The sequence below is a fragment of the Roseibium denhamense genome, from assembly GCF_009711415.1.
GTDB lineage: Bacteria > Pseudomonadota > Alphaproteobacteria > Rhizobiales > Stappiaceae > Roseibium > Roseibium denhamense.
Genome location: NZ_SMLZ01000108.1, coordinates 107,847 through 129,258 on the forward strand (window position 1 = coordinate 107,847; position 21,412 = coordinate 129,258).

A 21,412-nucleotide genomic window follows, 5' to 3' on the forward strand; every position below is an offset into this window, starting at 1 on the left:
CAAAACCCGTGCACGCCCCGAAGCCAAACGGCTTCATTCGACCGTAACGCCAGCTGACCATTTTCCAGGCTCACCGGCTCAGCTTTTGCCAAGCTGGTCTCCCGCGAATTACGCAATAACATCGCAACTCAAGGAAACACTCAAGGACAGACTGCACAGGCTTTATAAATTTTCCCTAAAACCTTTGGGAAATATAACTTAGTACAGTCAGACACAGTTGGGGAAGATCGTAGTTTTTACCGTATCGCGGATGGGTTCCGCGACGAAATCAGAACGGCCTTGCTTCATGCAAGTTTGGTCAGCTCATATCATGCCGAACCGTCCGATTTGAAAGTGCAATGGTCTTTGCTCCAAAGTTCTGGGTCAAATGGCAAGCGGATTACGCACCAACGACAGACAAGACCGGTGCTTTAACCTGTTTCGAATCTCCGGCGCTTTCCAGAGCGTGGGAAACTGTCTGGCTAGCCTGCACCGGGCGGCGGGTGTCTCCGACCTTCTGCTTGGAAGAGGCGTTGTCTTTGAGCATGTACCCAATGTACCGGGTGGATTCGATTGCATCAAAACCGAGCTTTTTCTTGAGCTTCTTGCGAAGCTTTGAGATGTGGCTTTCAACGACACACTCATCGACGCCATCATTCATGACGCCATAAACCGCATTGAAGATCTGCGTCTTGGTGACCCGGCGGCCCTTGTTTTTCACCAGGTATTCAAGGATCCGGCGCTCTCTGCGCGGCAGCTCCATGACATCCCCGCCGACAACAGGGTCCCGGCCGTCGAAAAACACCTCAATGGCGCCCGTACCGACCGAATTGTTGCGCGCTGCGATCCGGCGGCGGAACACACCGACACGGGCGATGATTTCCCGGACATGGACCGGTTTCTTCAGAACATCATCAAGACCGGCCGAAAACAGGCTCAACGTTGTTTCAAGATTAGCCGTGTCTTCCAAGGCGACAATTTGCGCCTCCGGGCACCGGCTCCGGATCGAGCTGACGAATCCAGCCTTGTCCTGCGTGTCCCCCAGAAGAATGGCGTCAACGGAAGCCAGGTCGCTTGAGCAGGTGATCTCAAGCCAGTCCGTCAGCTCTGATGGTTGAAGTTCCAGTGACGCGTAGCCTTCGCGTTCGAAAGCCGAGGCATAGCCCGCAGTCACGATCTCCCTTGAATCAACGATAATAAACATGTCAGCCCCTTCGCTTTACCGATGACTAATCCGTAAAATTCCGAAGTCATCAGGTCAACGTTTCTTCCATTGCAGGGGAGTTAAATTCAAATATACGGTAGACGTAATTCTTATATCCACAAGACAAACTAAATAAAAAAACATCGTGATTGCGAATAAATATGCCTAGAAATTACCTAAAATGTCTTTTATCCAGCATATCCGCCAAAAATGCAGCGTAAGACAAGATATATATACAAAAAACACCGCTAAAAAAAGCGATGTTTTTATAGTATTGAAGGTTTTCCTTAACAGGATCTACCTGTCAGCCGCCAAAGCCTGGGCCAACTCGCCAAAAGGATCTGCTGGCAGGACCTGATCCGGGTTTTGCCGCAGCGCCTCATATATTTTCGGAACAAGGCGGCAAGCCTTCTCCAACATATCATCGCCCGCGGTTTGAAAACCGCCCATCATCCGAAGATCCTTGGTGTCCTCATACTGGGCGATAAGACCCTTAATTCTATGGATCAGTTCTTGCTGCTCTTTCGTCCAGGCGCGCCCGGCAAGACGTGAGGTGGATTTAAGCACGTTAACAGGTGGATACCGGCCGGCATCCGCAATCTGGCGGTCGAGCACGATATGCCCATCGAGCAGCCCGCGGATCGTATCGGACACCGGATCGTTGTGGTCATCGCCATCAACCAGAACAGAAAAGATGCCTGTGATCGACCCTTCGTCGCTATGTCCGGGCCCCGCCCTTTCAATCAGCCGGGCAAGATCGGCGAACACACTTGGCGGATAGCCGCGCGCTACCGGCGGCTCACCGGCCGCAAGGGCAACATCCCGGGCGGCGTGCGCAAACCGTGTCGCCGAATCCAGTATGAGCAGGACTTTGTGTCCTTGCGCCCGGAAGTATTCCGCAACGCTCATCGCCGTTTTCGGCGCAAGCCGTCTCTGCATGGCGCTCTCGTCACCGGTTGAGGCAATGACGACAGAGCTTGCCAGCGTTTCGCCGAGGATATCATCGATGAATTCGCGGACTTCACGGCCACGCTCACCGACCAGTCCGACAACAACCGTATCAAAGTCTCCGAAGCCAGCCAGCATGCCAAGCAGCGTCGATTTTCCGACGCCGGATCCTGCAAAGATCCCGACACGCTGCCCCACGCACAAGGGCGTGAAGAGATCAATTGCCCGGACCCCTGTCTTGACACCGTCCGTGATCTTGGAGCGGTTCATGGCAGGCGGCGGCGCTCTGTCCAGCAAAAACGCCTCGACACCGTGGACCAACTGTCCCGCACCGTCGATGGGCTGGCCCAGCGCATTGATGATCCTGCCGCGCCAGCTCATGTCGGGGTGAATTGCCAGACCACCCATGACCGACGCCGTATTTCCGATACCGATATCGGTAACCCGCTCAAGCGGCTTGATGACGACGTCTTTTTCGTCGAGCCGGATAATTTCCCCCTGGCGTATGCCGGTACGGCCTTCGAATTCCACCAGATCGCCAAGGCAAACGAGTTTCGACAGACCGGAAACCTTGATGGCTTCGGCGGACACTTGCGTCACTTTACCGCTGAGCTTGACCGGACCAATCTCGGTATCGAGCGCGGCCAGCGATGCTGAAATCTGATCAAGTGCGTTCAGGTGCTGCGCGTGCGGCATGGCGTTCCTGCAAAGCTTTCAAAACATCAAGCGGAAGATGGTTGGATTGGTGGGTCGCCAGTCGGTCAAGTCCGTCTTGTGAGGGGATCACGGACCCCGCTGACGGATTTGCATCACTGCCTGTTTCCACCTTGTCGAGATAAGAGACCGACGAGGCCGCTGCCGTATCCGGCGTTGCGCTTGTCTCACGCTTGTCAGGCCCCGGAGCGGACAAACCGCCCAAGAGAGTGACCAAATCCAACGGTGGTCCGGATGACTTGTCAGAGACCGCACCGACGTGTTCCCCAAGGAGGGCCGCCGCGCTTTGATCGCTGCCAGACGGCCGCTCCGTTTTCTCAGGCTTGGCTTCTGGAACGGGCACTTCAGACGAGCCGGAGGCCAAAGCACTTGCCGGCGCGCTGAAATCGGCAGTCAAGGCCGGTCCATCGCTGCCAGCGCCCGATGACTGCCCGCCGTTTGACAGCGAGTTATAAGCCAGCATAGCGCCTACGCCGATCGGACCGCCCAGTGCAAAGCCGTATAACATGTTGCCGGTTTTCCGGGCGCTGTCCGATATCTGGTCATTCGTGACAGCCCTATAGACTTCGGCAATCCCCGGAATGTGCTGCAATGGATTGATCACATCAATGAAGTCGCCGAAACTGAACCGGCCGCCATCGGCGCGATGGGCCTCAGCCACGATCTCAGAGCTGCGGGGTATTCCCTGATGCGGACCGGACATCCGCGGCTCCATCCCGACAGCGCTTGTCGCATCCACCGTCATGAGCTTGCTCCAAGCTCACGGATCGCCTTCTGCTGGCTCTCGTCACCCTTTTCAATCATCTTCGTCGCGCTTTCGAAGGCGCGCGAAATCATGATCATCTTCGTCATTTCACGAATTGGGTTGATGTTCGCCCCTTCAACATAGCCCTGTTTGACGGCGTTCTCGTCAAAGACCTGGACCGGAATGGCTGCTTGATCCGGAATGACGGCCGAGTTTTCCTGGCGGGTCAGTTTCGCGTCTTCCGGTATCAGGAAGAGACCAATCTGGCCGACGATCCCGTCTTCTCCCTGAACAACCTCACCGTTCTCTGTAATCAAGGGTGTTCCAGCTTCCGGGTTAAGCACAATGCCCTGCCCACCCGCGCCAAGGATCTGCTGCCCGGTCACCGTCTCAAGAGCGCCGTCTTCGGTCATGTGCAAGCGTCCGTCCCGGGTGTAGGAGATCACGCCATTTGCATCCCGGATGGCGAACCACGCCTCTCCATCTATGGCGAGATCAAGCGGGTTGTCCGTCTTGTTGATGCTTCCGCCCTGCCGCGAGATGTAGATTTCGCCGGCCGTTGCAAAGCTCACCTGATCCTGAGCCGCATTGGACACATATTCGGAGAACTTCACTTCATCTGCGCGATATCCCGCCGTGTTCATGTTGGCGACATTCCGCGACACGGTTTCCAGACGATTGGAAAGCGCCACCTGGGCGGACAAGGCGACATAAAGAGCGGATTGCATGGGTTAAAACCCTCCAAGGCGGAAACTTTGAATACTGGTGAGAAGGCCATCGCTCATGGGAACGACCCCGCTTCCGCTGCCGCTGAAAACGGCAAGTGTGGGAGACGCGGCTGCCTGAGGACCATTTTTCAGGTCATAGAGCGCTGAAAACCGGTCCAGGAACTTGGACAGGTACTCAGGCTCACTCAACTTTTCGAAATCGATATTCTCTTCAAGGTAGGTGGCCTGCTTATCAATGTCCGACATGGCAAACGATTGTGATAGGCCCAGGGAGGTATAAACCGTCTCGGCCAAGGCGCGGTCGGCCAGAACCTCATACGCATTGGTGATGCCGGGTGCTTTGCGCTCGAAGTACAAAGCAAGGCGCACACCCTGGTTTTGTTCGCCCTCGCGCACTTCCAGCGTTTGACGGTGGAACTTATCGACAATTCCTTCCTGGGCGCGGTCAAATGATGTCGTGGCTTTCCCGAATTGCTCGAAGTTGAAGACCTCGCCGAATTCCTTGTAACGGCCATCGGCCAGCTGGTTTGCAAAAGACGATTGGTCCGAAACGCCTTCCTCAAGAACCTTTCTCATAAAGGCCTTGGCATAGATCATGTCTTCAAGACCCATGGCAGTCATTGCATAGTTGAAGATCCGGTCATCGGCCATGAACTCATCAATCGACGTGATGTTCAGAATATTGGCACGGTAGTACTCGGTCTGGCGTTCGATCATCGGATCGGATTCAACCACCTTAAGCGACCGCTCTATATTGGACCTGACGATCTGGACCTGGGTCAAAGTGTTGATCATGGGCTTTTCCCTCGTGACGGGCGTAATCAAGTAGGCAGACCATCAGTGACCGAGCTTACGCCAAGCTGACGCCTGCTCTGCCAACGGTCCGTCTTCCGCGTCAGCTTCAGACAAGTCTCGCCTTCTAGCGTTCCCTCAATCGCAGTCGACAACCTCGCCAGTGGGAGCTGTTAGGTGACTATTATTATCGGCCTGTTTATCGCAGGCGCTTCTCTTCTCGGTGGATTTGCCGCGCTTGGCGGCAAGGTTTCCGTCCTATGGCAACCCTGGGAGTTCGTGATCATCCTCGGTGTCGCGTTCGGCGCGTTCGTGGTGGCCAACCCCTTGAAAACTATCAAAGGAACGGTGGTCGCGATCTCCGATGCGCTTCGCAACGCCGTTCCGAACAAGCGGGAATATCTCGATGTCCTCGCCCTCTTGTACGGGCTCATGCGCGAACTGAGAGCAAAAGGCCGGAACCAGGTGGAACCGCATATTGAAGACCCGAACACATCTTCGATCTTCCAGAAGTATCCGGCTGTTTTGCGCAACGCCAGCCTGACCACCTTCATATGCGACTACTTCCGGCTGATCATTGTCGGGAACGCGCGGGCACATGAAATTGAGGCGCTCGTTGATGAAGAGCTGCAGACCATTCACCGAGATCAGCTGAAGCCTTATCACGCAGTCGCCAGCGTTGCGGACGCCCTCCCGGCCATCGGGATCATCGCGGCGGTCCTTGGCGTGATCAAGGCCATGGGCGCAATCGATCAGTCCCCCCAGCTGCTTGGCAGCCTGATCGGCGCGGCTCTGGTTGGAACATTCATCGGGATTTTCTTCTCCTATTCGATGTTCGGCCCCTTGGCCGCCAAGATCAAATCCGTGCGCGAAGGACGCCTGCGGACCTACATCGTCGTCAAGCAGACCCTTCTTGCCTTCATGAATGGCGCCGATCCCCAGATCGCATTGGAACACGGGCGGAAGACCATCTCCGACACCGACCGCCCGACCATCGATGAAGTTGAAAACGAAACAATGAGCGCAGGCCCGAGTGGCGGTGCTGACAATGTCCAAGACCTCCAGGGAGCGGCCTAAACCATGATCGAAGCAGCAACTGCAAGCTCAAATGCCTCGAGCTCAGAACGGGCGATGATCGCCGACCGTCTGCTGGATGCCGCTGGGATCTCCGTCGACCGCCTGCCCATGCTTCCGGTGGTGTTCGACAGGATGGCCCGACTGATGGCCGACGCCATGCGTCAGAAGTCGCCGTCACCGTCTTACATCTCCGTCAGCTACGTTGAAAACAACCGCATCGGAGACGTCCTCGACGAATTCGAATCCAATGCCCTCGTGGCCGTCCTCTACTCCCCGGAATGGGATGCACGCGTGCTGGTCGGCTTTGACCGGGATTTCATCTTCACGCTTGTCGATGTTCTGTTTGGTGCGGATGGCACCGAACCGCCGATTGACGAGGAGCGCCCGTTTTCAAACATCGAGACGCGCATTGCGCGGACCATGTTCGAAGTGGCTGCCAAGTGCCTTGCGGAGTCGTTTTCGCCAATTGCCGAGACAACGATGAAGATCGAACGCATTGAGAGCCGCATGGACTTTGCGGTTATCGGGCGGCGGAACAACCCGGCTGTTGTCGCCCGTCTTCTGCAACAGGCAATCGGACGCGGCGGCGAAGTCTTCGTCGTCATGCCGCACTCCACCTTGAACCCGCTCCGCCAGCGTCTCAGCCAGGTCTTGTCCGGAGAGATGTCGAGCCGCGACAAGCAATGGACGCAGCACTTCCACAACGAGATCCAAAGGACCGAGGTCAAACTCAAAGCTGTCCTGGAAGAGCGTGAACTGACACTTGGCGAACTGACGAACTTGAAGGTCGGCCAAGTCATCGAACTTCAGGCAACCGCCAGAACACCGGTCACCCTGTCGTGCAATGAACAGCCGATCTTCACCTGTCAGCTCGGCCAGCTCGACGGCTCCTACACCTTGCAGGTGGACGAACTCATTCACGAAGAAGAGAAGGATCTTTTCGATGATCTCCGCAATCGTTGACGGCGTTTTGCTGGTCGCGCTGATCGCGACCACCTTGCGCATGGTGCAGATGCACCGCGAACTCCGGCGTCTTGGATCCTACCATGATGACTACCAGCGCATCTTCGATCAGACGGCCCTTGCGCTCGATGGCATCGAAGTCTCGATCCAGGAGATCAACGTCAAGGGCGCACAGATCCTCAACGCCTTGGGCAGCCGCATGGATGATGCGCGCGAACTCATTGCCGAAATCGACGGCCTGACCCGCGAAGCCAAACGCCAGCAATCGGTCCTCAAGGCCGAGCTGAAGGAATTGTCCAAGGCAACGGCCATGATGGGAAATGCCGGCCGGTTCACACCGAAGCGCGAAGATCTCGACATTTTCGATGACGCAGATGCGACCGTGAAAACCCTCAAGACCGCCGGGGTTCTGTCTGCTGCAGGCAAACCCACGACAACCATTCACCACGGGGAGCCTGCGCAGCAGACCCCGACCCGTGTCCACCGCATAGACAACACACTCGGAAGCCCATTCCGCTCTGTCTCCATGAACCAGAAGGATAACATCTGATGTCCGACACCATTATCGATCACGTTTCCACTGACGCCGCTGAAAAGACAAAAACGGCCAGCTCCGCCGATTTTGCAAAGGTTGAGATGCCGGAGCCGGAAAACATCGGAGCCACCATGGGCGACGACAAGAACCTCGATACGATCCTGGGCATTCCGGTCAACATCCAGGTGGTTCTGGGTTCCGCGACAATGCTCGTCTCCAATCTGTTGAAGCTTGGGCGCGGTGCCGTCATTCCGCTCAATCACCGGGTTGGCGAGCCGATTGATATCGTCGTCAATGGCCGTGTCATTGCTCGGGGTGAAGTGGTGGTGGTGGAAGACGACAATTCCCGCTTTGGCGTGTCTCTCACCGAAATCATCAACTCGCAGTCCGGAGCGCTGGAGGTCTAATTCAGGCCTCCATCCCTCCCCCAAACGGCCTTCTTAGGAACGCGTGACCATGACGAGCCCTTCCGCAGCCAATGCATCTGCCGCTGCCACCACTCCGCTGCAACATCCAAAACCGCCGGCAAGGCGCCTAAACGGTGTCCAGCGTGTTGCTGCCCTCTTGCTGTCGCTGGGCAAAACCAGCTCGCAAAAGCTCTTGCAGCATTTTGATCAGGAAGAGATCCGGATGATCACGGTCTCGGCGGCGCAGCTGGGCACCGTGGCCTCCGAAGAGCTCGACCGGCTGGCGGAAGAATTCATTGCCCAGTTCTCACACGGCACCACCCTTTACGGGTCGGCGAACGAAGTGGAGAAGATGCTGGAAGGTGTTCTTCCAGAAGATCAGCTGGCCGACATCATGTCCGATGTTCTGGGCAACTCCAACCGGTCCATCTGGGACAGGCTGGCAACCGTTTCCGAAACGGTCTTTGCCAATTACCTCTTGAAGGAACACCCGCAGACGGCGGCTTTGATCCTTACAAAGATTAAACCCGCTGCCGCTGCCAAGGTGCTGAGCCATATCAAGACCGATATGCGCAACCAGCTGGTCCGGCGGATGCTCTCCATCAAGGCGGTCGTGCCGGAGATCATGCGCGATGTCGAAAAAACTATGCATGAAGATTTCATGCTGAACCTTTCCGGGACCCTTGAGGCGGACTCCCATGCGCGCATGGCGGACATCTTGAACAAGATGGACCGCGATACCATGGAAGACGCCCTCGACAACCTGAACGAAGTCAAACCGAAAACAGCGGAAATCCTGAAAGGCCTTCTGTTCACCTTCGACGACATCATCAATCTCAACGCGCGGACCCGCATGGCGATCTTCGACCAGATCCCGACCGACCGGATCGTGCTTGCGCTCAAGGGAACGAACGCCCAGTTCCGCGAAGTCATCCTGTCATCCTTGACCTCAAGGGCCCGGCGGATTGCAGAACACGAACTGGCCGCCGGCGAACCGGCCGCACAGCGCGATGTTTTGGACGCCCGCAGCGCAATCACGAACCTTGCGCTCGAGATGGCCGGCCGGGGCGAGATCGAACTCAATCCGAAGCAGGACGATGGCGCCTACTTCGCCTAAGGCCGGTCCGCCTGGCGGCCGCACATTGGTGAAGCATTAGGGAACCGGGGCCGCAATGTCAGAAGAAGACAAGGATTCAAAAACAGAAGAACCTACCGAGAAGAAGATCCAGGACGCGATCGAGAAAGGCAATACGCCAGTCTCCAAGGAGGCGCCTGTCCTGGCCATGTTCGTTGGATCGCTTCTCATCGGCAGTTTCGTAATTTCGGAGGGGACGCGCCGGCTGGTTTCGAACATGGCGCATCTGCTTGATGTTTCGGGAGGAGTGAATCTTGGAAACAGTGCTGACGCGCTCTTGCTGTCTCACGCCGTCTCGGTTCAAGTCGGGGTGTTTCTGGCCCCCATCGTTGCCATCCTGTCCGTGTGCGGGCTCGCCTCTGCGTTCTTGCAGAACCAGCCGCGCATTGTACCGAACAGGATCAAACCCGAACTTTCGAAGCTCTCGCTCATCAAAGGCTGGAACCGTGTTTTCGGATCCCAGGGCTGGGTCGAGTTTCTTAAGGCCGTCTTCAAGTTTTCCGCGGTCAGCGCCATTGCGTTCGGCCAATTCCGGGCCCACGAACCGGACCTGATCAACGCAATGTTCACCGACCCAAGCGCCCTTCCCGAAATCATCCTTCAGATCTCCATGCGCCTTATCGCCGGCGTGTGCATTGTGACCATTTTGCTCGTGACCGTCGACGTTCTTTGGTCCCGTGCCTACTGGCGCAAGAACCTGCGCATGAGCAAGCAGGAAATCAAGGACGAGCACAAGCAGATGGAGGGCGACCCCATCGTCAAGGCACGCCAGCGTTCGCTTGCCCGCGACCGTGCCAGGAACCGGATGATGGCAGCGGTTCCAAAGGCAACGCTGGTCGTTGCCAACCCGACCCACTATGCGGTGGCCTTGCGCTATGACAGCGACCAGAGCCCCGCCCCGATTGTGGTGGCCAAGGGTCAGGACCTGATTGCCCTCAAAATCCGGGAGATCGCCGAGACCAACGACATTCCCGTGATTGAGGACCGCCAGCTCGCCCGCTCGCTTTATGCGGCAACTGAACTGGAGCGCATGATTCCGCCCGAATTTTACCGCGCTGTTGCTGAAATCATCTGTTACGTGTACTCACGGCAAAATAAGAGCGCTGTATAATTTAATGTATTTTGGAGCCGGTAGATGCACGATTTGCCTGAAAAGGACGAGGACATGGGGCCGTCTTTGACGTGCGACCGGCAGCGCCAGGAAGCCATTGCAGGCGCGCTGCTGGAGTTCATCGAAGACCTCAAACTTATCGATGTCGTAGACCTTATTGCCTATATCCGGACCGACCAGCACGGCAATATCGAAGAACTGATCAAGACGTCGGCCGAGCTCTACTTCAAGGAAGGTAGCCTGCGTTACTCCATGGCCGCAAAGGCCGAAGTGGAGTGGGAAGAGACCCCGAAAATCTCGCTGGACCTCGAATTCTTACACAAGGGCGTTTGGATTTACTTCACCGTCGTCCTCGCCTGGCCGGACAATGCGGTCAACGTTTCCTACGTGGAAGTGACCGAGGCCGGCGGCGACAAGGCCAAGGAAACCGAACTCCTGCTCGAGGCCATCAAAGACGCACGGCTCCGGTAGATTCGAAGACAGCGTCAACTGCCGATACATTCCGAATTCCGGCTGGGGTGAGACGGTTTAAGCCGCTTTTCGGGTCATATCCGTCCTTCAGTATCGGTCAAGACATGCAACGCAGCCGAAAGCCCTCCAAACCCGGCCTTAGGTAGCGTTTTCTCGCTCCCCGGACATCGTTTCATCGCTTGTCCGGTCAACCAGACCGCACGGCGCGATGCGCCTCGCCGGAAAACGAGAAGAGATCATCAGATGGGTTATAATCAATTGGCTTTGGTATTAAGGCTTCCAAAAAACTCTATCCGCAAATTTCTGCCTTGACGCCGGGTGACAAAAATCCTGATGCTAACGGGATGAAGGAACCCAGTTTCAGCATTGGGGTTGAAGAAGAATATCTTCTTATCGACACCGCCAGCCGGATGGTTGCCAGTTCACCGCCTGAAGAACTCTTCCGTGCTTGCGAACAAGTGCTCGAAGACCAGGTCAGCCCCGAGTTTCTGCGTTGCCAGATCGAAGTTGGCACCCCGGTTTGCAATAGCCTCGCCGGGGTGCGTGCGGAACTGGCCCATCTCCGCAAGACAATCATAACAGAGGCGGCCCCCTTCGGCCTCGCCCCGATTGCCGCATCCACCCATCCCTTCGCGGAATGGACCGACCAGCCGCATACGGACAAGGCCCGCTACAACGAAATTGCGCGCAGCATGCAGGTGGTTGCCAAACGCATGCTGATTTGCGGCATGCATGTTCATATCGGGATCGAGGATGAGGAGCTGCGTATCGAGCTGCACAACCAGCTCGCTTATTTCCTTCCGCATCTGCTTGCGCTCAGCACCTCCTCTCCCTTTTGGCGGGGGCGGTTCACAGGCCTCAAATCCTACCGGCTGGCCGTCTTCAATGAACTGCCGCGAACCGGACTTCCGCCGGCCTTCGGCAGCTATACGGAGTACCGCAATACGCTCGACGTGCTTGTGAAGGCCGGGGTGATCGAGGACGCGACCAAAATCTGGTGGGACCTGCGCCCGTCCGACAAGTTTCCCACCCTGGAAATGCGCATTACCGATGTCTGTCCGCGGCTCGATGATGCTGTTGCGATCGCCGCCCTGTTCCGTTGCTTGTGCCGGACACTCTACCGGTTGCGCCGGTCCAATCAGAGCTGGCGGCAGTACAAAAGGTTTCTGCTTGCGGAAAACAGATGGCAGGCACAGCGGCATGGCAGTGCGGCCCATCTGATCGATTTTGGCCGGAGTGAAACCGCACCGTTCACCGATCTTATCGAAGAACTCATCGAATTGGTGGAACCGGACGCGCAACACTTTGGCTGCACGCTGGAAATCAAACACTTGCGGAACATCGCGCGCGGCGGAACGTCGGCGGACCGGCAGTTGGAAATCGCTGGAGACGTGCCGGAGGATGGACACGTCCCGGAAGACAAACTGGCAAGCATTGTGGACAACTTGGTTACAGAGACCCAGGCCGGGCTTTGAGAGCGCATTAAACCGCTCGCGTATGCAGTCAAAAAAAGCGCCTGCGATCAGATCGCAAGCGCTAGAATTTGCCTGGGAGGCGGCAAAAGGTCTTGGAAGCCTAGGCTTCGCAACTAGTTTGAAATGACATCTTCCTTGTCGAAGTAGTTGAATTCCTCAACCAGAACATCTTCGACGACCTGGCGTCCCAGCCGCTTGTTTGCCGCCGTTTTCAGATGCTCTGTCAAACCATCCAGGTCGTAGCGTTCAAGGTTCCGGAAATCGAGTGTCTCATCCGAGTAAAGAAGCCGGAACGCCTCATCGACCAGGAACGGATGCGGTGGCACAGGCAAACGGCGCAGGGTGTCGCTGTCCGCGGTGAAAACCATCTTCACGACAACATAGCCTTGAAGGTTGCCTTCCGAGAGAATCGGTACATTGACCGGGTTGACCGTCTCATACTCAAGGCCAACGAAATTCGGCTCATCACTGTCGCCGCCCCTTTTGTCAGCGGCGATCAACTGCACCGTTCCGTAGGCTGATGCCGCCATCGCCAGAGACATCCACAGGCCGGCGATCAGGACCTTCATCATCGGGCTGGCTCCGGAAACGGGGCTTTGTAGGTGCCGTCCGATTCCTGATCGATCATCGTGCGCGACATCATCGCAACAACTTCCGACACCGCGTTCATGTGCAGTTTCAAAAGCGCCACATTGTCCTCAAGAACATCCTTGAAATCCTTGAGCGTCAGTTTGAGTTCTTCGGAATAGGCGGAAGGCGGGACGGAGGCACGCGCCCGTGTCAGATCAAGCAAGGCCTGACTCTTGCGGTACTCATAGGTCTTCAGATCAGTGGTCGGATTGGCCCGAAGCGCATCGGTTTCAGCCTGAATGCTGGTGATTGCCCGCTCAACGGCCACAAGCAGCGGCGCGCATACCGCAGGATTTCCCAATGGCATCTGAGGCGCAAGTTCCTGGGATGCGAGTTCCTGTCCGGCGTCCATTATGCTTTGGCTCCTTTGTTGAGAGTATCAGATATCAAGTCCGCAACTCCGACACCGCCGCTCGCTGCCAGCTGATTGGCAACCTGTTCGGCCAGCATGGATTTCCAGATCTCACCGGCTGTGCCCTTGCCGAAAACCGCTTCGGCATTTTGCGGCAGCATGGTCTCGACGAATTGCGTGAGGATCATCGCCTCGAACTTCTCGCCCGGAGACTTGTCAGCCTCGGAGCGGACGGAAGCAGCATCCCGGAAGCCGTTGATATTCGCGTCCGCCCGGTTCGACGCTCCCGCATAGGCGAGCTCAAAACCGGCGCCGGAGCCACCTGCCGCAATTGACCGCAAGCGGTTGGCGGCCTCTTTGATTTCCATCGGATCCGCCGCCTTTGCGACGTCCAGGATAAGGTCTGAAGGAGGCGTGATCGCCATGTCTTCGGCTCCGGTTAGAAATTGAGTGCAAACAAGACCCGATGTGTGACAGGGCAAGGCAAGCAGGGAAGCTTCACCAGGCCTTGTTTGCGTGAATAACACTAGATCCCTCAGCTTGCGGGAGGCTTGCGTCCGTCGAACGTCCTGCTTGATGCTACCCGTAGCGGCGCTCCAGCAGCTCCATCAGATCCCGCTCTTCTTCCGCGCGCTGCTCCTCGCCGCGCATTTGGGCAAGGCGCTCTGCCATGAGTTTGAGCATCATGCGCTGACGGTCATACTCGGAGTTGACCTTGTCTCTGGCAGCGCTCAGCCGCGCCATTTCCTCGATAATCCGGCGCAGGCGTTCGGCGGCGTTTGCAATAAAGCGGTCATGCTGTGCCAGGTCCCCGCTGGAAAGGGCCATCAGGATCCGGCGCTCCTTCTCATTGAGCTGATAGACTTGTGCGTCGAGCTTTTGCAAAAGCCAGGACGAGAACATGAAGATCTGCTTTTGCATCTTGAACAAACGTTCGATTTCCTGACTGTTTCTTGCCATCGAACTACCCTAGTTGAAGCCATGTGAAGTACCCGTCGAGGAAGATCATCATGGCTTCCGCGATCACCAGGTACAGGAAGTAGAGGCCGCCTGCGATTACAAACGGCAACGAGATGAAATAGACGGGAATTTGCGGGGTTAGCTTGTTCACCAGGCCAACCGCGAGATTGACCACGATCGTGTAGACAATGAATGGACTGCAAACGCGCAGCGCCAATACGAAGGTCTTGGCCATCTGATCGGTGAACTGTTCCAGGCTTGCCATGGCGGCGAGCGGCTGGCCGGCCGGGATGGCCTCATAAGAGGCAACAAGACCCCGGATCACCTCCCAATGCTGATTGGAGATGAAAACCATCGCAGTTGCGGTCAAGGTGAACAAGCTGGCCACCGGCGGTAGCGCATCCACGCCCTCCACCGGCATGCCCGGCATGTTTGACAAGCCGATTGCCATGGAAACCAGAGTGGTCAAGGTTTCAAGCGCGGCGATGAAAATCCGGCCGAGAAAACCGATGAAGACCCCGGTCAACAGCTCCGCGCCGATAAACCAGGACACGCTGGACAGTGTCTCATCGGGCAAGGCCGCCTGGATTGTTGGTGCCAGCAGCGGCGCCAGAGCGAGCGTGACCGCAAGTGAAATCAGCAATCGCACCTGGGCGGGGATCCTGGTACTGCCGAAACCTGGGATGATCATCAGACATCCGCCGATCCGGCAGAACAGGAGAAACACCGCCAGCAGGACCTCGGTCCCGATCACGCTGAGCAATGACGCCGGCAGCATCAGGAGACGCTTCCCATCGCCGACACATCAACACCGCGTGCAATCTCCAGATGGCTGAGCACCGGAAGGGTCGGGAACATGCGTTCCACGATCATGCGGACATAAGGACGCGCATCAGGCGCGGCGACAATCGCAAAGCGACTGCCGGACTTCATATGTTTCTTCACCGCTTCGGACATCTGCGTGCCGAAGTCTTCCACCAGCTGGGGCTCGATATCGAATTCGATCACCTCCCCCTTGGCGTCGCGCTTCAAGGCATTGTGGAAGGCCAGATCCCACCGGTTGCCAAGACGCAGGACATTCAAGGGCCCGCCCTCTGACAGGTCGCCGCAAATCTGTTGCGCAATGCGCATGCGCACATGCTCAACCACCTGCTCGGACCGGCGGACATGCGGCACGATTTCCGCAACGGCCTCGAGGATCAGGTTCAGGTTCCGGATCGAGACCCGTTCGGCGAGAAGCAGCTTCAGAACCGCCTGCAGACCGGAGAATGAGGTATGTGCCGGGCAGATATCATCCAGCAGCTTCTGGTATTCCGGATCCAGCCGCTGGAACAGGGCCCGCATGTCCTTGTAGGAAAGAAGCTGGGGCAAGTTGTTCCGGATCACCTCACTCAAGTGGGTCAGGATGACAGTGTTGTTGTCCGCCGGCTCAACCCCGCGGCGGCGCAATTCGTCCTTATAGGCCTGCGGGACCCAGAATGCGGTCATGCCGAATGCGGGTTCGCGGGTCTCGTCCGCCGGGACTGGCAATGGACTGTCGCTGGTCGGAATGACAAGCAGCTCGCCAACCTTCATTTTATGGGAGGCGACAATCGTTCCGTGGATCTTGATCTGGTAAGATTTTGGGTCGACAGTCAAACTGTCGGTCACCCGGATATCGGGAACCACGAACCCGTATTGCTCCGCGAATTTGCGGCGCATTTTCGCGACCCGGCGCCCAAGTTCACCCTGGCGCGTCAAGAGTTCAGCCGAAAGCTGCTTGCCGAGGACGAGTTCCACTTCCGCGGTTTTCAGCGATTCCTTGACGGAGTCCTTCTCTTCGCGTTTCGCCTCTTCCTGTGCGGCACGCACCTTGTCCTGCTCCACTTTTTTCAGCGCCGCCTGACGTTTTGGAATTGTGTATCCAATGAACCCGAAAATAGCGGCCAGTGTCATGAACGGCAGGATCGGAAGACCCGGCATGAGGGCAAACACACCCATGAGCACCGCGGCAACAAACAGCGCGCGCGGGTAGCCGCCGAGCTGACCGAGAACCGCCTTTTCGGCCGACCCCCGCGTACCACCTTTTGAGACGAGAAGACCCGCAGCAAGCGAAACGATCAGAGCCGGGATTTGCGAAACCAGGCCGTCACCGACAGAGAGCTTGGTGAAAACGTCTGCAGCATTCGCAACCGTCATGTCATAACGGGTCACCCCGATCACGATACCGCCGAGGATGTTCACGGCTGTAATGATAAGGCCGGCGATGGCATCGCCGCGCACGAACTTCGATGCACCGTCCATGGCACCGAAGAAGGAACTTTCCTCTTCCAGTTCCTTGCGGCGGTGCTGAGCTTCCTTGTCATCGATGAGGCCCGCTGAAAGGTCGGCATCGATCGCCATCTGCTTGCCCGGGATGGCATCAAGCGTAAATCGTGCCCCAACTTCCGCAATACGGGTTGCGCCCTTTGTGATCACCATGAAGTTCACGGTGATCAAAATGACGAAGACGATCAGACCGATCACAAAGTCTCCGCTCATGACAAATTGGGAAAATCCGTTGATCACATAGCCGGCCGCATGCGTGCCCTCATATCCATTGGCAAGGATGACCCGGGTTGTCGCAATGTTCAGCGACAGCCGCAGCATGGTGGCAATCAGCAGGACGGTCGGGAAGGACGAAAAGTCGAGCGGTTTTTGGATCCACAAAGCCACCATCAAGATCAGGACAGACAGCGCAATCGACGTGGCGAGGCCGATATCGATCAAAAATGTGGGAATGGGCAGGAACAGAACGGCCAGGATCACGACAATGCCAAAGGCAAAGCCGATGTCCCGGCGGTTTTCCGGTGTGCCATCTGCTATGGGTGAAAGGGAGGTGTCTGTCATGCCGTCTCTCTGCTGCATCTGAGATGACGTCAAAGTCGCTCCGCAAGCTTGCGCGGAGCTTTACCGGGCGCGTTCCCGCCTTCCCAAATACGCAACCGGCCTCCGGTGCGGGGGAACGCCGGAAGCCGGGAGGATGGCCGATGCCATCATGGGACCTGATTGGAAGCTGCCGCTAAAACCCGTTTTCAATCCGGCTGTAAATGATCGTTGTCAGGGAGAAAATCTGGCCGCCAATGAACGGCCCGCCGACAACGATCATGACAAGGATCGCAACGATCTTTGGAATGAATGTCAACGTGATTTCCTGGACCTGGGTCAGTGCCTGCATCAGGGCAATACCGATGCCGACGACCATGGCCGGCACAATCGCCGGGGCAGACCCGATCAGGATTGTCCAGATCGACGTGCGAACCAGATCCAGTGCATCAACTTCATTCATTCGCGCATTACCCGTTTAAGAGATGGTCACACCCGGTCCGAGCAAGATGCCTTTGCCATTGTCCAGGCCAAGCACTGTACCATCAGAATAGACTTCCACCTTCTCGACAACGCCGGTTGTCCCGCTCGGATCGGTCACGGTGCGGCCGATCAGGTCATCGACCTGTCCGAAGGACATGTTGGTCAATAAGGTTTCAAGCTTCGCGTTTGTCTTGATAGCCTGTTCAACTTGGCTGAAGCTTGCGAGCTGCGCCATTTGTTCGTTGGCATCCATCGGGCTTGTCGGATCCTGGTTCTGCATCTGGGTCATCATCAGCTGCAAAAAGGCATCATAGTCCAGCGTAAGCTGGTCCTGCGCGGCAGCGGCGCTTGTGCCCGCCTGGGTGCCTTGAGCCGCGCCAACGGCTGTCACATTGGTCATGTCAAATCTCCTTAGACGGCATTTGCTGCAGCATGGAACTCGTAGCTGGAGTTGGCTGGAAACCGGTCGGCCTGGGCACGAGCCCGGTTGACCTCCTGGCGTTCGCGGATATCTGCAGCCATCAAGCGGGCTTCGATCGGATAGAGCGCGCGCACGATTTTCATCGCCTCGAACAAGCGCTCGTTTTTAACCAGGTCACTGACATCATCGAGACGATCCAGGATTTCCTGGTTCGAAAAGGCGCTCTTCACACTATCCAGGACGACGCAGAACATGTCCCGGGCAGCATTCGTGGCAGCTGGATCAATGATCATGGTCTGCAGGATGAAGTACAGCTGCTTCAGCGGTGTCGTCGCATCCTCGGGCTGGAGCACGTGAGCCTCCAGAAGGAAAACCGCATCGTTCAGCAACTCGATGCTGGTCTTGCGCTCGGCGCGGATAACGGCACCGTTGATGAACAAGCGTTCCCCTGCTTTCAAACCGATTTTCATATGATTAACCGCCTAGACTGTCACGAATGATGGAGTTGATTTGGATGATGTCGGAGAAGTCTTCCTGCTCCCATTGGCGCAGGGCCTCCGCTTCCTTCAAGACCCAGATCCCGACCGAGATCAGATTGGCCCGCGTTTCGATGGGAAGCTGGTTCTCGTCATCCGCAAGATGCTCCAGGAAGTAACTCCAGAGCCGGCGGGTGTAGAAGATCGCATCAACAGCTTCTGCGGAACGGATCCCCTTTTCTTGAGCAACTTCGAGCTTGCCGATAACGATCGACATGGCTTCGTGTTCATTCATGCGCTCATCAGTGCAAAGATCGTCCATGATCTCGGCGTAAGACAGATTGTACATGGTCCCTCCATAGACCTTTAGGAAGCAGGAGACCGGGCGTCATGCCGGGTCAGATGTAGTTGAGCAGGCTCAAACCCTGCATCCGTGCAGTCACCGCATAAGTTGTCTCCAGCTGGGTCAATGCAGTATTCAGGCGCACCGACGTCTCCTCGAGATTGACGTTCTCAAGGTTGTTGATCCGCTCATTCAAAATGTCGGTCTGGACCGTCAGGCGTGAGCTCGCGAGCTTGACCTGCTCCTGGACGTTGCCCATCTTGCCCATCGCGCTCGTGAGGCCATTAATCGCCGCCCCGACCGTCTCGATCGCCTTGTTCACGACGACCTCGTAGGTTTCCTTTGACAGGCTATCGACCCCCAGGTCCCCCATCATGGTGTAGACCTTGGCAAGGTCGCGGAACGCCTGTTCATTTGCGCCAACTGACGAGGTAACCGTTTCGCTGGCTGAAATCCGGCTTGTGACCTGTGTATCGGAGGCGGTTGACCAGGTTGCCCCCCAGGCCGGATCGGCAAACATCGCATCGAAGTCGCCCGTCAGATAAGCATCCATGGCCGCAGGCGTGATCGTCGACACGTTCGGGTCGTTCTGCGTGAAACCAAACTCAGCCAGAAAAGCCGCGTCTGCTGCGACTTTGTTCGGCGATGCAGGGTCCCTGTAATCAGCGAACGGTTCCTGATCGGAGTTAATCCCGGCAAACAGAAAACTGCCGTTCAACTGGGTGTTCATCCGGGACGTCAGCATTTCCATCTTGCCGGATGCTTCAGACATGACAATGTCGGCACCAAAGTTGTTCTCTTTGAGCCCCACCAGAGTGGCGAGGAAGCCTTGGGCATCATCAAGAACGTCCTGCATGGCAGCCTGCGACACATCCATGCGCGCCGCTGTCAAAGCGTTTGTGTCGGTAATGCCGGACAGGAAATGAAATTCAGCGCGAAGGGTTACCGCCTCGCCTGTTCGCGTGCCCAGATCAAGGCCCACATCGTATTTCCGGCCGGACGACAACTCGACGCCGAGCTTCTTGACCATGAAAGACTGGTCCTGGATGTGGCGCCGCGATGAATCCGACAAGGACAAGGTTGAGATAAAGGACGTTTTCATGGGAGTTACCTCGCTGCGGCCAAGAGATCGTCGAGCATGGAGTCGACAGCTGTGATCAGCCGGGACGCGGCCGCGTAAGCACGTTCAATTTCTAGAAGCAGCGTCATTTCCTCATCGATATTGACGCCGGTTTCGTTGCTGAGATTTTCGGCCGTCCGGCCAATGATGACCGTCTGGACCTCGACACTGCTGGTCATGGTCTTGCGGTTGCTCTCGAGCCAGCTGACCGAAGAGGCTGCAAATCCGCTCAGGCTATCGGCCGGGTCAAGCTCCACACCCGCATCAAAGACACGGTCTGTATCAAATGCACTGACGAGTTCCTGAAGCCGGCCGGAAAAGCCCGCCGCGTTGGTAGGGTTGTAGTCATAGTCAGGGTCAAGCGGGTCCGAGATGCCGCCGTCCCGGATCAGATCGATATTGCCGCCCTGGTCCGGGTCAGCATTGGCGTTGACCTCGATTTCCCAGGCAAGACCAACCGACAGCGTACTGGTTGCCGGGACGTTCGGAGCGCCAGACCAGGTGAACAGACCTGCCTGGAACGTGCCCGGCGTTGTCTGGTTTTCCTCCGCAAAAGCCTCGATCAAACCGCGCGCGACCTCATCCAGCTGGTTTTGATAGGTCACCGCCGTTTCGTCGCGCAACTCCGCCAGCCCGTGAAGGCGCCCGGAGTTTAGTTCCATGACGGCACCAGGGCCGGCCACCGGAACACCATCAACAAAGACGGCATTGCCAGTGGTTGTCGGATCAAAAATAACGGTCGGCGCGAATGAAACGTCACGGGCTGTCGTCTCGAAAAGCGTTACGCCACTATCGGTGTAGACCACGATATCGCCGTCCGCGCGGTTGAGGGTCGTGATCCCGATTTCTTCAGACAAAGAGAGCAAAACCTGATCGCGGCTGTCGAGTGCATCGGTGACATCGGCGCCCGATTGATTGCCCTTGACGATGATGCTGTTGAGGTCTTCCAGCTGGCCAAGCAGCTGGTTGATGCTCTTGACGGATGTCGCCATGTCGCTGTCGGCCGACGCCCTGACGTCCTGAACAATTTCAGAGCTTGCCCGGAGCGTTTGCGCCATCTCTTTCGAGGTGGTCAAAACGTCCTGTGCCATAACCGAGTTATTGGGATCTGACGCGAAGCTTTGGAGCGACAGCTTTAACTCACCGAGTTTGGCGGCCGGAGACATCTCCAGCTGGGTATCATTGATGGTCTCCGACATCCGTGTCAGCCCGGCAAGAAGCGCTTCCTGGGACGTTCCGACCGAGGTTGATGTCAGCAGCGACGCATAAAGCGAGCTGTCCGTCACCCGGGCAATTCCGTCAATCCGCAGGCCGCCGGATTGACCGGAGGACGTATAGGTCTGGCTGAGCAGGACAGATTTTCGGGAATAGCCGGGATCCTGCGCACCAGAAATATTCCTGGCGATCACAGACGATTCCGTCTGGCGGGCAGACAGGGCGGACTGGGCCACCTGCAGGGCGACGGACAGGCTCATGACACTAGTTTCCAGTTCTCATGC

General features: G+C 56.9%; 25 protein-coding genes. 8 read left to right on the plus strand and 17 right to left on the minus strand.

Annotation, left to right across the window (positions count from 1 at the left end; all coding sequences use genetic code 11):
* Positions 1-379 precede the first annotated feature (379 nt).
* From E1180_RS11900 to E1180_RS11920, 5 genes are all read right to left on the minus strand, one after another.
* Positions 380-1,183: a response regulator transcription factor gene (locus tag E1180_RS11900; RefSeq protein WP_155191400.1), complete on the minus strand. Its 804-nt coding sequence runs from the start codon at positions 1,181-1,183 to the stop codon at positions 380-382.
* A 297-nt stretch (positions 1,184-1,480) separates the two neighbouring features.
* Entirely contained in the window at positions 1,481-2,827 is a 1,347-nt protein-coding gene (locus tag E1180_RS11905) for a FliI/YscN family ATPase (protein ID WP_155191401.1), read from the minus strand.
* Complete coding sequence (locus E1180_RS11910; protein ID WP_155191402.1) at positions 2,796-3,590, minus strand: hypothetical protein; 795 nt, start codon at positions 3,588-3,590, stop codon at positions 2,796-2,798. The genes E1180_RS11905 and E1180_RS11910 overlap by 32 nt, the downstream gene beginning before the upstream one ends.
* Positions 3,587-4,318: a flagellar basal-body rod protein FlgF gene (gene flgF, locus E1180_RS11915; RefSeq protein WP_155191403.1), complete on the minus strand. Its 732-nt coding sequence runs from the start codon at positions 4,316-4,318 to the stop codon at positions 3,587-3,589. Before flgF ends, E1180_RS11910 begins: the two co-directional genes overlap by 4 nt.
* Before the next feature lie 3 nt (positions 4,319-4,321).
* Positions 4,322-5,113, minus strand: coding sequence for a DUF1217 domain-containing protein (locus tag E1180_RS11920; RefSeq protein ID WP_155191404.1), 792 nt, complete (start codon positions 5,111-5,113; stop codon positions 4,322-4,324).
* A gap of 174 nt (positions 5,114-5,287) precedes the next feature.
* Between E1180_RS11920 and motA the strand changes: the two genes are divergently transcribed.
* The 8 genes from motA to E1180_RS11960 all read left to right on the plus strand — a co-directional run bounded on the left by motA (position 5,288) and on the right by E1180_RS11960 (position 12,284).
* Positions 5,288-6,187 carry a flagellar motor stator protein MotA gene (gene motA, locus E1180_RS11925; RefSeq protein ID WP_283404605.1) on the plus strand — a complete coding sequence of 300 codons (900 nt, stop codon included), beginning with the start codon at positions 5,288-5,290 and terminating at the stop codon, positions 6,185-6,187.
* A gap of 3 nt (positions 6,188-6,190) precedes the next feature.
* Positions 6,191-7,150 carry a flagellar motor switch protein FliM gene (locus tag E1180_RS11930; RefSeq protein WP_155191405.1) on the plus strand — a complete coding sequence of 320 codons (960 nt, stop codon included), beginning with the start codon at positions 6,191-6,193 and terminating at the stop codon, positions 7,148-7,150.
* Positions 7,131-7,700: a hypothetical protein gene (locus E1180_RS11935; protein ID WP_155191406.1), complete on the plus strand. Its 570-nt coding sequence runs from the start codon at positions 7,131-7,133 to the stop codon at positions 7,698-7,700. The genes E1180_RS11930 and E1180_RS11935 overlap by 20 nt, the downstream gene beginning before the upstream one ends.
* An 86-nt stretch (positions 7,701-7,786) precedes the next feature.
* The gene (gene fliN, locus E1180_RS11940; protein WP_425280917.1) at positions 7,787-8,092 is read left to right on the plus strand and encodes a flagellar motor switch protein FliN; all 306 of its coding nucleotides are present in this window, start codon (positions 7,787-7,789) and stop codon (positions 8,090-8,092) included.
* Between the two features lie 49 nt (positions 8,093-8,141).
* Complete coding sequence (locus tag E1180_RS11945) at positions 8,142-9,209, plus strand: flagellar motor switch protein FliG (protein WP_208997098.1); 1,068 nt, start codon at positions 8,142-8,144, stop codon at positions 9,207-9,209.
* A 55-nt stretch (positions 9,210-9,264) separates the two neighbouring features.
* A complete protein-coding gene (gene flhB / locus E1180_RS11950; protein WP_155191408.1) occupies positions 9,265-10,338 on the plus strand; it encodes a flagellar biosynthesis protein FlhB in 1,074 nt (357 codons plus the stop codon).
* A gap of 24 nt (positions 10,339-10,362) precedes the next feature.
* Positions 10,363-10,809, plus strand: coding sequence for a hypothetical protein (locus E1180_RS11955; protein WP_155191409.1), 447 nt, complete (start codon positions 10,363-10,365; stop codon positions 10,807-10,809).
* A 344-nt stretch (positions 10,810-11,153) separates the two neighbouring features.
* Positions 11,154-12,284 (plus strand): carboxylate-amine ligase, encoded by a 1,131-nt coding sequence (locus E1180_RS11960; protein ID WP_155191410.1) that lies wholly within the window; start codon positions 11,154-11,156, stop codon positions 12,282-12,284.
* Between the two features lie 113 nt (positions 12,285-12,397).
* On the opposite strand, the gene E1180_RS11965 is transcribed toward E1180_RS11960, so the two are convergent.
* The 12 genes from E1180_RS11965 to flgK all read right to left on the minus strand — a co-directional run bounded on the left by E1180_RS11965 (position 12,398) and on the right by flgK (position 21,388).
* Positions 12,398-12,856: a hypothetical protein gene (locus E1180_RS11965; RefSeq protein ID WP_155191411.1), complete on the minus strand. Its 459-nt coding sequence runs from the start codon at positions 12,854-12,856 to the stop codon at positions 12,398-12,400.
* Positions 12,853-13,266, minus strand: coding sequence for a hypothetical protein (locus E1180_RS11970; protein WP_155191412.1), 414 nt, complete (start codon positions 13,264-13,266; stop codon positions 12,853-12,855). The genes E1180_RS11965 and E1180_RS11970 overlap by 4 nt, the downstream gene beginning before the upstream one ends.
* The gene (locus E1180_RS11975; RefSeq protein WP_155191413.1) at positions 13,266-13,691 is read right to left on the minus strand and encodes a rod-binding protein; all 426 of its coding nucleotides are present in this window, start codon (positions 13,689-13,691) and stop codon (positions 13,266-13,268) included. The genes E1180_RS11970 and E1180_RS11975 overlap by 1 nt, the downstream gene beginning before the upstream one ends.
* 154 nt (positions 13,692-13,845) lie before the next feature.
* Positions 13,846-14,226: a flagellar biosynthesis protein R gene (locus E1180_RS11980; protein WP_155191414.1), complete on the minus strand. Its 381-nt coding sequence runs from the start codon at positions 14,224-14,226 to the stop codon at positions 13,846-13,848.
* 4 nt (positions 14,227-14,230) lie between these two features.
* A complete protein-coding gene (gene fliR / locus E1180_RS11985) occupies positions 14,231-15,004 on the minus strand; it encodes a flagellar biosynthesis protein FliR (RefSeq protein WP_155191415.1) in 774 nt (257 codons plus the stop codon).
* Positions 15,004-17,094 (minus strand): flagellar biosynthesis protein FlhA, encoded by a 2,091-nt coding sequence (flhA, locus tag E1180_RS11990; RefSeq protein WP_155191416.1) that lies wholly within the window; start codon positions 17,092-17,094, stop codon positions 15,004-15,006. Before flhA ends, fliR begins: the two co-directional genes overlap by 1 nt.
* A gap of 172 nt (positions 17,095-17,266) precedes the next feature.
* Complete coding sequence (locus E1180_RS11995; protein WP_155191417.1) at positions 17,267-17,533, minus strand: flagellar biosynthetic protein FliQ; 267 nt, start codon at positions 17,531-17,533, stop codon at positions 17,267-17,269.
* 15 nt (positions 17,534-17,548) lie between these two features.
* A complete protein-coding gene (gene flgD, locus E1180_RS12000; RefSeq protein WP_155191418.1) occupies positions 17,549-17,953 on the minus strand; it encodes a flagellar hook assembly protein FlgD in 405 nt (134 codons plus the stop codon).
* Positions 17,954-17,964: 11 nt separating this feature from the next.
* Positions 17,965-18,444, minus strand: a complete 480-nt coding sequence (gene flbT / locus E1180_RS12005) for a flagellar biosynthesis repressor FlbT (protein ID WP_155191419.1) — start codon at positions 18,442-18,444, stop codon at positions 17,965-17,967.
* A 4-nt stretch (positions 18,445-18,448) separates the two neighbouring features.
* Complete coding sequence (flaF, locus tag E1180_RS12010; protein WP_155191420.1) at positions 18,449-18,799, minus strand: flagellar biosynthesis regulator FlaF; 351 nt, start codon at positions 18,797-18,799, stop codon at positions 18,449-18,451.
* A gap of 49 nt (positions 18,800-18,848) precedes the next feature.
* On the minus strand, positions 18,849-19,895 hold the full coding sequence (locus E1180_RS12015) for a flagellar hook-associated family protein (protein ID WP_155191421.1): 1,047 nt from the start codon (positions 19,893-19,895) through the stop codon (positions 18,849-18,851).
* Positions 19,896-19,900: 5 nt separating this feature from the next.
* Positions 19,901-21,388, minus strand: a complete 1,488-nt coding sequence (gene flgK, locus E1180_RS12020) for a flagellar hook-associated protein FlgK (RefSeq protein WP_155191422.1) — start codon at positions 21,386-21,388, stop codon at positions 19,901-19,903.
* Positions 21,389-21,412: the final 24 nt, after the last annotated feature.

What these genes read in the sequence shown, in the direction of transcription:
- E1180_RS11930 (WP_155191405.1), top strand. Translation starts at nt 6,191, where the DNA reads ATGATCGAAGCAGCAACTGCAAGCTCAAATGCCTCGAGCTCAGAACGG.
- E1180_RS11975 (WP_155191413.1), bottom strand. Translation starts at nt 13,691, where the DNA reads ATGGCGATCACGCCTCCTTCAGACCTTATCCTGGACGTCGCAAAGGCG.
- fliR (WP_155191415.1), bottom strand. Translation starts at nt 15,004, where the DNA reads ATGCTGCCGGCGTCATTGCTCAGCGTGATCGGGACCGAGGTCCTGCTG.
- E1180_RS11970 (WP_155191412.1), bottom strand. Translation starts at nt 13,266, where the DNA reads ATGGACGCCGGACAGGAACTCGCATCCCAGGAACTTGCGCCTCAGATG.
- fliN (WP_425280917.1), top strand. Translation starts at nt 7,787, where the DNA reads ATGCCGGAGCCGGAAAACATCGGAGCCACCATGGGCGACGACAAGAAC.
- flhB (WP_155191408.1), top strand. Translation starts at nt 9,265, where the DNA reads ATGTCAGAAGAAGACAAGGATTCAAAAACAGAAGAACCTACCGAGAAG.
- flaF (WP_155191420.1), bottom strand. Translation starts at nt 18,799, where the DNA reads ATGTACAATCTGTCTTACGCCGAGATCATGGACGATCTTTGCACTGAT.
- E1180_RS11945 (WP_208997098.1), top strand. Translation starts at nt 8,142, where the DNA reads ATGACGAGCCCTTCCGCAGCCAATGCATCTGCCGCTGCCACCACTCCG.
- E1180_RS11955 (WP_155191409.1), top strand. Translation starts at nt 10,363, where the DNA reads ATGCACGATTTGCCTGAAAAGGACGAGGACATGGGGCCGTCTTTGACG.
- E1180_RS11960 (WP_155191410.1), top strand. Translation starts at nt 11,154, where the DNA reads ATGAAGGAACCCAGTTTCAGCATTGGGGTTGAAGAAGAATATCTTCTT.
- E1180_RS11900 (WP_155191400.1), bottom strand. Translation starts at nt 1,183, where the DNA reads ATGTTTATTATCGTTGATTCAAGGGAGATCGTGACTGCGGGCTATGCC.
- E1180_RS11980 (WP_155191414.1), bottom strand. Translation starts at nt 14,226, where the DNA reads ATGGCAAGAAACAGTCAGGAAATCGAACGTTTGTTCAAGATGCAAAAG.
- flhA (WP_155191416.1), bottom strand. Translation starts at nt 17,094, where the DNA reads ATGACAGACACCTCCCTTTCACCCATAGCAGATGGCACACCGGAAAAC.
- E1180_RS11905 (WP_155191401.1), bottom strand. Translation starts at nt 2,827, where the DNA reads ATGCCGCACGCGCAGCACCTGAACGCACTTGATCAGATTTCAGCATCG.
- flgF (WP_155191403.1), bottom strand. Translation starts at nt 4,318, where the DNA reads ATGCAATCCGCTCTTTATGTCGCCTTGTCCGCCCAGGTGGCGCTTTCC.
- E1180_RS11935 (WP_155191406.1), top strand. Translation starts at nt 7,131, where the DNA reads ATGATCTCCGCAATCGTTGACGGCGTTTTGCTGGTCGCGCTGATCGCG.
- E1180_RS12015 (WP_155191421.1), bottom strand. Translation starts at nt 19,895, where the DNA reads ATGAAAACGTCCTTTATCTCAACCTTGTCCTTGTCGGATTCATCGCGG.
- E1180_RS11920 (WP_155191404.1), bottom strand. Translation starts at nt 5,113, where the DNA reads ATGATCAACACTTTGACCCAGGTCCAGATCGTCAGGTCCAATATAGAG.
- E1180_RS11965 (WP_155191411.1), bottom strand. Translation starts at nt 12,856, where the DNA reads ATGATGAAGGTCCTGATCGCCGGCCTGTGGATGTCTCTGGCGATGGCG.
- E1180_RS11910 (WP_155191402.1), bottom strand. Translation starts at nt 3,590, where the DNA reads ATGACGGTGGATGCGACAAGCGCTGTCGGGATGGAGCCGCGGATGTCC.
- E1180_RS11995 (WP_155191417.1), bottom strand. Translation starts at nt 17,533, where the DNA reads ATGAATGAAGTTGATGCACTGGATCTGGTTCGCACGTCGATCTGGACA.
- flgK (WP_155191422.1), bottom strand. Translation starts at nt 21,388, where the DNA reads ATGAGCCTGTCCGTCGCCCTGCAGGTGGCCCAGTCCGCCCTGTCTGCC.
- flbT (WP_155191419.1), bottom strand. Translation starts at nt 18,444, where the DNA reads ATGAAAATCGGTTTGAAAGCAGGGGAACGCTTGTTCATCAACGGTGCC.
- flgD (WP_155191418.1), bottom strand. Translation starts at nt 17,953, where the DNA reads ATGACCAATGTGACAGCCGTTGGCGCGGCTCAAGGCACCCAGGCGGGC.